The following is an 8,891-nucleotide window of genomic DNA, read 5'->3' on the forward strand; positions in this document are numbered from 1 at the left end:
AAGTGATGCGGGCACTCCTGCCCGCAGCTCGAAGGCCGAGCGAGCTTCCAATCAGCCCAAGACCACGAAAAGAACCCTCTAACGACTTCGCCACTGAATGAGCCAAGTGTATCTCTCGGACTTCCTTGCGGCCAGGAGTGGCCGCATCACTGGCCAGGCTCCTCACTCCCGTGAGCCGGGAGTGATCTTCAGTTCCACCTCTTGGCCTGCGCGTAGGACAGTGATGGTGGTTTCCTGGCCGATCTTCAGCTCGCCCATGAGGGAGGTGTAGTCATAGATGTTGAGCACCTCTTTGCCGCCGAGTTTGATGATGATGTCACCCCCTTTGACCCCGGCTTTGCCTGCGGGGCCGACCGGGGACACGCCGCTGAGTTTCACGCCTTTGATATCGCCCTGAGCGTAGTCAGGGATGGTGCCCAGATAGGCGCGCAGGCCACCACGGCTGTCCTTATTCTTCGGAGCTTCCATGGCCACGAAATCGGGATTGGTATCCGCTGTCGCCACGCCACGTGCGATCAAGCCCATGAGGCGGGTGATCTTGGCGGCGTTGTCATAATCGATCTTGTCGGCGGTATCGCTGGGCTTGTGATAGTCCTCATGACTGCCGGTGAAGGCATTCAGCGTGGGGATGCCACGCTGATAAAAGATGGTGCTATCGGTCGGGAGATAAGCATCCGTCTGCGTGGTGATGGGCAGACCGATGGGCGCATTGCGCTTCTCGATCTCCTTGGGCCACCAGGTGCTGGAACCGACACCTTGTAAAACCAGGGTCTTCTGGAAACGCCCGATCATGTCCATGTTCAAACACGCGGCAAACATGCCGGTGAGCTTACCATTCGGATCCCCCCGGAACATCTTGGCCAAAGCCTCGACATAGTGGCTGCTGCCTAACAAGCCGAGTTCTTCACCCGACCAGGTGGCGAAGATCACATCACGGGTGAGTTTGATCTTGCCCTGCTTTTTCAGATCCGCCAGCCATTGGGCGATCTCGATGACGCCTGCCACTCCGCTGGCATTATCATCCGCGCCGTGGTGGATCATGTTGGCTTCATCACCCTTGGCACGGGAGTTACTGCCGCCCTTGCTGCCGAGGTGATCGATGTGAGCACACACGATGAGCGGAGCCACATGCGGATCGGGTTGATCGCGTGCAGGCAGCACACCCAGCACGTTACGCCCTGTTTTCTTTTCCTGGCGGATGTCGATCTTCGCCGAGAGCTTCAGGCCTTCGCAGTTGATGCCGCCCATGAGATCGCCGGTATCCAGTTTGTCCTGGAGTTCCTTCACGGTCTTACCCGCAGGTTTCAGCAATCGATTTGCCAGAGCATCGGTGATGCTGATGGCGGCGATGCCGGAGCTGGCCAGGGAGGCGTCAAAGCTCATCGGCACGAGCTGCTGCACCACCTTGCTATTCGGTCCGCTGACAATGATCAAACCGCGTGCGCCTTTTTGTCGAGCCACCAGGGCTTTGTGCCGCAGGCTGGCATAGCGAGTCAGTTCATTGCGCCGATCCTTACTGATGCCCTCCGGCAGATAACGAAAGACCATGACCCACTTATCCTTCACCTCCAGGTGCGCGTAGCTGCTGTAGGTTTCCATGGGCTTGCCATCCTCACCCGTAGCAGAATCCGGTGTCTCCACCCCGTATCCGGCAAAGACGATGTCGCTGGCAGCCACTTCACCTAACTGAGAGAATGACAACGGACGCCAGTCTTTATCGGTGGTGAGAGGCACCTCTTCTGCTCCTTGCAGCGACAAGCGGTTGTCATCGCCCAGGGCCACCCCGGCGGTGAATTCAAAGGGCTCGAACCACGCCTCATCACCATAGGGCACGAGGCCGATGCCTTTAAACACATCCGCCACATACTGCGTGGCTAGTTTCTCTCCCTCCGTGCCGGTCAGACGGCCATCCAGCTCATCACTGGCGAGATAAGTCACATGCTGGCGCAGGTCAGTCGGTGTGATGTCACTCTTGGTGAGGCTGAAGTCGGGCTGCTCCACCTTCTTGACTTCCTTGACTGATGACGGCTCGCCTTTGACCAACCCCAACGCTTTCCTTGCCGCTGCATCATTCCAATCCGCCATGAAGATCTGGCTCTGACCATTGCTGGTGCGGCCACTAGTCCAAGAGAGTTTTTGACCATCGGGACTGAAGACCGGCAGGCCATCGAAGCCATCGGTGGTAGTCACGCGCACCGGCTCGTGCTTGCCTGCGGCATCCACGATGTAGAGTTCGAAATTGGCAAAGCCGTTCAGGTTGGTGGTGAAGATGAGGTAGTCCCCACTGGGGTGGAAATACGGGGCCCAGCTCATGGCACCGAGCTTGGTCACCGGGTGGGCATCGCTACCATCCACATTCATCGTCCAGACCTCCGCCACATCCCCCTTCGGTGTGAAACGACGCCAGCAGATGCGCTTGCCATCGGCGCTGAAAAACGGACCCCCATCGTAGCCCGGCACATCGGTGAGCTGGCGCACATTTTGACCATCTGCATCCGCCACGTAGATGTCCATGAAGTATTGTTTATCCACCTTCAGGCGCTCCTCGTCCTCTGTGGACAGCTTTCGCTGATAAGCCGCGCGATTGCTGGCAAAGACGATGGATTTACCATCTGGGGAATAGGCTCCCTCGGCATCATAGCCTTGCGTCTGCGTGAGGTTCTTCAAGGACCGATCGGCCAGCGTGTATTCCCAGATGTCGTAGTGCTCATCGTAGTCCCAGGAGTATTTGCGCACGCGGCTGGTCTCACGGTCCTTGTATTCTGCGGCCTGGAGTTCCTTGGACTTTGGATCCGTGTGGGTGCTGGCAAAGAGGATGCGCTTGCCATCCGGGTGCATCCAGGCGCAGGTGGTCTTGCCCATGCCGGGGGAGATGCGCTCCTGGTCACCCGTCTCCAGATCCATGAGGTAGATCTGGTAAAAGGGGTTCCCTTCCTCACGCTCGGACTGAAAGACCATCTTCGTGCCATCCGCACTGAAATAACCCTCGCCGGAGCGACGCCCTTCAAAGGTGAGCTGACGCGCATTCGTGAGGTAATCTGCCTCCGTTTGCGCCAACGCAGGCGCGAGGGGCAAGGACAGACAGAGAGGGACGAGCAATCGCAGGCGCATGGACATGGTTCGGATGAGGAAACATACGCACGCAGACCCGTCTTGCAGTCAAGGGAAGATGCGGGAGGGGAAGAGCGGTCGTCAGGAAGAGGCAAATTCGCCAAATTCGCCAAATTCGCCAAATTCGCAGACCGTGTGTATGCTGCGACACTCGCTGACACTCCCGGACCACCGTCTGACGACGACGGCTACTTGGGACGGCCCCTCACGATGAAGAGGCAAATTCGCCAAATTCGCCAAATTCGCAGACCGTGTGTATACTGCGACACTCGCTGACACTCCCGGACCACCGTCTGACGACGGCTACTTGGGACGGCCCCTCACGATGAAGAGGCAAATTCATCAAATTCGCCAAATTCGCACGCCCAAGTGGAATGCGCAGCCGCCCCTGAGTGTCGAGGGAAGAGCCTGGGGTGTGTTTTAAAATTCGGGAGAGGCTCGCCCGTGAGAAAGTGCTGAAGAGCAAGGCGAACGCCGAGGGGGCTAGAGTGACCTAGCTCCAAGGTGGGCAACGCAGTTATTCGGCGCTTCGCTCACGGGGCCCTCTGGGTTGAGTCAGAACGAGCTCTTCCCCAATTTTAAAACACACCCCCGCGTCTCGATGCATCGAGTTAGGCCCGGGAGGATGTGAAGCCCACCCTAAACGATGCCTGACTCCGACTCCTGTTCCTGCCATGCAGGAGCAAACTCCGTCTTCTCATAGAAGTGATCCAGGGGGATTTCGACAGCGCAATGAACGAAGCGCAGCACACTCCCTAGCCCACGGAAGGTTTCGAGTTGCCAATGGGCCTCGGCATTCAGTTCATACACGTCCACCCGAGGCTCCCCATGGAGATAAGCACGTAGGTATGCAGGCTGGGGATTGCGCGATCGTGAAGGAACTTCATCCCCGATCAAAAGCCTCTGTCGCAGGAGATAGCACTTCCACAATCAATCCGGGATTCAGCAGTGTCAGTTGCTTCTCGTCTTTAAACTCAGGCTTACCACACACCACAGACGCATCTGGAAAGCTGTTCATGCCATTGGCCTCAGCTTTGACCTTCATGTCACGGTCATAAACACGGCAGGGACGTTTTGCGAATGCATTCCCCAGATGCCGGACCGTATTCGACTTCACCAAGCTATGACTGGCTCCGCCTCCAGCCATGGAACGCACTTGACCCTCCAGGAGCTCAAGTTTGACATCGGACTTGGCCAAGATCTCTTCATACTCCTCCTCTGTCACTCGCGGAAGCTTAAGCGCAGCAGACATGGCCAAAGAGAATTTGAGGGAACATCTCCCAGGTCGCTTCATTCCAGGATGGCTTCAAGCAATCTCTGGGGGCCCTCTCGGGGGTATCCATCCTTCCACACACACGCTCTGCGAATTTGGCGAATTTGATGAATTTGGCTTGGGGCCGTAGGGCGGGTTTGTTCTGCTGGCGAGGTGGCTCACATCTCGGATCGGGTTGCAGAATAACCCGCCTGCTGGGAAAAGGCGGCAAGGTCTGCGGTCATGATGGACCTAACCCCATCCTTCGAAAAGGCGGGTTATCCGGCAACGCAAGTTAAGATGAAAAGTGCGTCCATAGCCGGACAAACCCACCCTACGTTTTGCCTGCGAATTTGGCGAATTTGATGAATTTGCCTCGCCCGGCCCACCTCACCCTCGCGCCCGGCTTTCTAAGAAGCCCATGATCGCGTTCACCGTGCCCCAGCCGATGAGGACCCCAAGTCCCAGGGAAATGGCCACGTCACTGGGCCAGTGGGCGGCGACGTAGAGACGGGATAACGCCACAAGAAAGGCCAGCCCATACGCAAAGGCTCCCCACCCGCGATAGAACAGTGCGATGACCGTCGCCAGGGCAAACATGTTCACGGTGTGACTGCTGGGGAGAGACTTGCCTCGGGTCTCCTTACGCACCTTGCTGGGCTCCTGCACAGGGGGCTGGAAAAGGCGCATGAATTCGGGTTTGCCGGGCCCCAGATCCCGCACGATCAGCCCCGCCACGGCATCCCGTGGGCGCACGCGGCCGATGCTCTTCTTCAGGACATTGGAGATCACGCCATCGCTGAGCCCCACCGCGACGGCGAGGCACAGGATCATGAGCCGAGCCTGCCGTCCTCCACGCCAGAGGATGAGCAGGACGATCACCACCAGCAGAGGCACCCAAGCATTGATCGCCGAGACAGCAGGCATCAGCCAATCCAGCACGGGATGGCTCCAGCCATGATTGATCTTTTCCAGAAGGGGCAGGTCCCAGGAGGGCATGGGCGGGGGATCAGGGTTCAGTATTCAGTATTCAGTTTTCAGTAATCGGTATTCAATATTTAGGGAGTCGGTTTCGCGGGCTGGCTGACGCCCGGTTTGTCCCAAGAGAGGAGCTTGCGCCCGAGAAAGACGTCGTAGGCGCGGGTGTTGTCCTTACCCAGATTCACCTCCACGCGGCCCAGGCGCTCGATGCTTTCAAAGTGCTTGGCCACCCCGGCAAATATCTCGCCGGGCTTATCGCCGCCGTTTTTAAAGATCAGCGCATCATCGCCCAAGCGCTCTTCCGGCCCGGGCCAGACTTCGTATTGAGACAAGACCTTGCCCGAGCGCTCCCAGCGATACAACTGAGGATGCTGCGGCATGGTGAAGGCGAGCTGCGCGGCATCATAGCGATAGCCCGTGGTCATCACAAAGGTGTGCTCAGGCCGAGGCACTTGGTCGAGGAATTTGCCTGCCTGGATGCCCGTCTCCGTCCAGCCACGCATCTCATTGAGCTTCTTGTGGCCTTTGAGATCGGTGAGGAAGACCACCAGCAGAAACAGATGCGCGATCACCACCAAGGCACCGCCCACACGCAGGGACCACGTTTTCCAGAAAGGCTTTGCGGCAAAAGGCAGTCCACCCTGGACCCAGGCGGCCAGCAGGATGAAGGCGGGCACGTAAAAGACGGCCGGCCAGTTCGGATTGATCTTTTGACGCAGTGACAGTCCAAAGAAAGCCACAAGCGCCGGACCGGAGCACAGCAGCAGATAACGCGCCCGGCGATCCAGGCTGCGCCAGTGTTTGAAAGCCAGAAACACCACCACCAGCAGGGCGGCATAGGTGATGGGGGAATACACCAGCGCCTGCACCGCTGGATACTCCAGAGTGCGTTCCAGCCACTTGCCCACACTCAGGCTGTGGGTCTCGAAATGATGCTTCGTATGCTCCAGGGTGATCCACTGATGTTTGGTATTCCACCACAGCACTGGGGTGATGAAGGCCGTGCCGAGGAGGATGGTCACCCACAGGCGCGGGTTTTTCAGCAGCGCTCGGTCCTCCTTCGAGACCGCAGCGAAGATGACCATCATGGCAGGGAAGGCCAGCATCATCTGCTTACTCAGCGTGCCCAGGCCGATGGCCAACGTCAGCCCCAGCCAACGCCACAGGCAGCTCGGCTTTTCCGCCGCCAGCCAGAACAGCAGCAGAGACAGCGACCAAAACAGCAGCAGCGGGGCATCGATGGTGAAAAACAGGTTCATCCCGATATTGGCCGGTGTGGCCAGGATGAGCAGGGCCACCAGGAACCCTGTGCCCGCATTGAACAACTTCCGCGTGAGGGTAAACAGCACCGCCAGCGTCGCCGTGCCGAAGAGCAGCGGAGCCAAGCGCACGCCCCACTCCGCATTCCCCGTGAGCCAGCCGATGGCCCCCATCAGCCAGCCGATCATGGGGGGCTTGCTGAAATACCCCCAATCGGGCCGCCGCCCCCAATCCCAGTAGTAGGCCTCATCTCCGGCCAAGTCGGCCTGGGAGGTAAAAAACAGCATGAACAGGAGCCTGAAAACGAAGACAGCGCCCAGTAACCCGAAGAAACGCCGGGTCCAGAGGTCGGATGAAGAGGTGGGGGAGGTCAAAGCGGTCAAGCGCCCAAGGCTAGAGAGAGAATCCCGGCTGGCAACACACGCCATCGCCATGTTTTAATCGCAGAAATTTCCATGCAAAAGTGCAACGTTGGCCCTACCTTTGCGGTCAAAAGCATCATGTCTGAGCCTTCCGATACCCTCCTGACCGGGAATCTGCTGCTGGCCGTCCCCTCCATGCAGGACCCTAACTTCAAACGCGCGGTCATCTTTGTGGCGGCGCATACGGCGGAAGATGGCGCCTTTGGTTATGTGCTCAATCGTCCTCTGGAACAACGCGTGGCCGATCTTCTGCCTGACCAAAAACTCGGCGCTCTCGGCCAGGTGCCGGTCTTCATTGGCGGCCCAGTGGCGACCGATAAACTGGCCTTTGCCTCCCTGCACTGGAATCGCCGCAAGAGCACCCTCCGCTGCCAGACGCACCTCTCTGTGGCTGATGCTCTGCATGAATTGAGTATGGGCCATGACGTGCGTGGTTTCGTCGGCTACTCCGGCTGGTCCGGCGGCCAGATTGAGGGGGAAATCCAACGCCGCTCCTGGATTATCTCGCCAGCGAAGCAAGTGATTCTGAATAGCGACAAGAGCGGCACCCTCTGGAGCGCTGTCCTTCATGAGATGGGCCCGCTTTTCAAACTCATGGGCAGCACCCCCGAGCAGGTGGAGCTGAACTAGCCGTAGCAGCCTAATCTCATCCCATCACCTTCCACGTCGCAGGCCCTCCACCAGCTTCTCCCCTGCGGCTCGGAGGGTGTCTTCTTTCTTGGCAAAGTGGAAGCGGATGAAGCGGTGCTCAGGTTCTCGGTAGAAGCTGGAGCCTGGCACACCCGTGACACCCACGGTTTCGGTCATCCAGGCGGCGGCCTCGGTATCGGTGGTAAAGCCTAACGAACTGATGTTTAAAAGCGTGTAATAGGCGCCCTGAGGCTCGGTGAAAGGCAAGCCGGTCTGGCGCATGTAACCCAGGAAAAGATCCCGCTTCGCATCGTAGTCACGCTGGAGATCGGCATAGTAGCTATCCGGGAACTCGAGTGCGGTGATGGCTGCTTCCTGCAAAGGCGCTGCGGCCCCGACGGTGAGGAAGTCATGCACCTTCCGCGCACGCGAAATGAGATTCTCTGGCGCAATCACATGCCCCAAACGCCAACCCGTGATGGAATACGTTTTGGATAAGGAGCCACAACTCAGCGTGCGCTCCCACATGCCGGGCAGTGTGGCGAAGTAAGTGTGCTGATGCGGCGCATAGACGATGTGCTCATACACCTCATCCATCAGCACGAAAGCATCGAACTCCTCCGCCAATCCCGCGATGTAAAGCAGCTCCTCCCGGGTAAACACCTTGCCACAGGGATTGGACGGATTGCAGATGACGATGGCTTTTGCGCCTTGTTCAAAGGCTTGGCGAAGCTCCATTCGATCAAACTCAAAGTTAGGCGCGTGCAATGTGATGTGCACCGGAATGGCCCCGGAGAGAATCGCGTCGGCCGCGTAGTTCTCATAAAACGGGGAGAAGACGATGACCTTGTCGCCCGGATCACAGGCCGTCATCATCGCCACCATCATGGCCTCCGTGCTGCCACAGGTGACCACCAGATGCCGATCTGGATCGATGTCCAACCCGGTGAGCTTCGATTGCTTCCTCGCCAGCGCCTGACGGAAGCGCGGTGCTCCCCACGTCACGGCGTATTGATGATGCGGGCCACGAATGGCCGTGGCCAGCGCATCGATCAACTCAGCCGGGGGATCGAAATCCGGGAAGCCCTGCGCCAAGTTGATGGAACCATGACGGTTCGCCAAGCGGGTCATCTCACGGATGACGGATTCGGTGAAGACTTCGAGACGGCGTGCAGGCTGGGGCATGGAAAGTCGCGATGCTAGAGCGGGGAATGTCCAAAGGTCAAGGGGTCAAG

Annotated in this window: 7 protein-coding genes; 1 reads left to right on the forward strand and 6 read right to left on the reverse strand. The window is 58.5% G+C overall.

What is annotated here, in order from left to right; genetic code table 11:
• Positions 1-162 precede the first annotated feature (162 nt).
• The 5 genes from B5D61_RS25260 to B5D61_RS25280 form a co-directional block, all read right to left on the reverse strand.
• Positions 163-3,117, reverse strand: coding sequence for a M28 family peptidase (locus tag B5D61_RS25260; protein WP_078816213.1), 2,955 nt, complete (start codon positions 3,115-3,117; stop codon positions 163-165).
• 633 nt (positions 3,118-3,750) lie between these two features.
• On the reverse strand, positions 3,751-3,921 hold the full coding sequence (locus B5D61_RS26550; RefSeq protein ID WP_176159671.1) for a hypothetical protein: 171 nt from the start codon (positions 3,919-3,921) through the stop codon (positions 3,751-3,753).
• A 73-nt stretch (positions 3,922-3,994) separates the two neighbouring features.
• Positions 3,995-4,363 (reverse strand): Uma2 family endonuclease, encoded by a 369-nt coding sequence (locus tag B5D61_RS25270; protein ID WP_176159672.1) that lies wholly within the window; start codon positions 4,361-4,363, stop codon positions 3,995-3,997.
• A 390-nt stretch (positions 4,364-4,753) separates the two neighbouring features.
• On the reverse strand, positions 4,754-5,362 hold the full coding sequence (locus B5D61_RS25275; protein ID WP_078816216.1) for a phosphatase PAP2 family protein: 609 nt from the start codon (positions 5,360-5,362) through the stop codon (positions 4,754-4,756).
• A gap of 59 nt (positions 5,363-5,421) precedes the next feature.
• On the reverse strand, positions 5,422-6,891 hold the full coding sequence (locus B5D61_RS25280) for an ArnT family glycosyltransferase (protein WP_176159673.1): 1,470 nt from the start codon (positions 6,889-6,891) through the stop codon (positions 5,422-5,424).
• Between the two features lie 213 nt (positions 6,892-7,104).
• Between B5D61_RS25280 and B5D61_RS25285 the strand changes: the two genes are divergently transcribed.
• On the forward strand, positions 7,105-7,656 hold the full coding sequence (locus B5D61_RS25285) for a YqgE/AlgH family protein (RefSeq protein WP_176159674.1): 552 nt from the start codon (positions 7,105-7,107) through the stop codon (positions 7,654-7,656).
• A 24-nt stretch (positions 7,657-7,680) separates the two neighbouring features.
• On the opposite strand, the gene B5D61_RS25290 is transcribed toward B5D61_RS25285, so the two are convergent.
• The gene (locus B5D61_RS25290; protein ID WP_078816219.1) at positions 7,681-8,841 is read right to left on the reverse strand and encodes a pyridoxal phosphate-dependent aminotransferase; all 1,161 of its coding nucleotides are present in this window, start codon (positions 8,839-8,841) and stop codon (positions 7,681-7,683) included.
• Between the last annotated feature and the right edge of the window lie 50 nt (positions 8,842-8,891).

The sequence above is a fragment of the Prosthecobacter debontii genome (assembly GCF_900167535.1).
GTDB classification, from domain to species: domain Bacteria; phylum Verrucomicrobiota; class Verrucomicrobiia; order Verrucomicrobiales; family Verrucomicrobiaceae; genus Prosthecobacter; species Prosthecobacter debontii.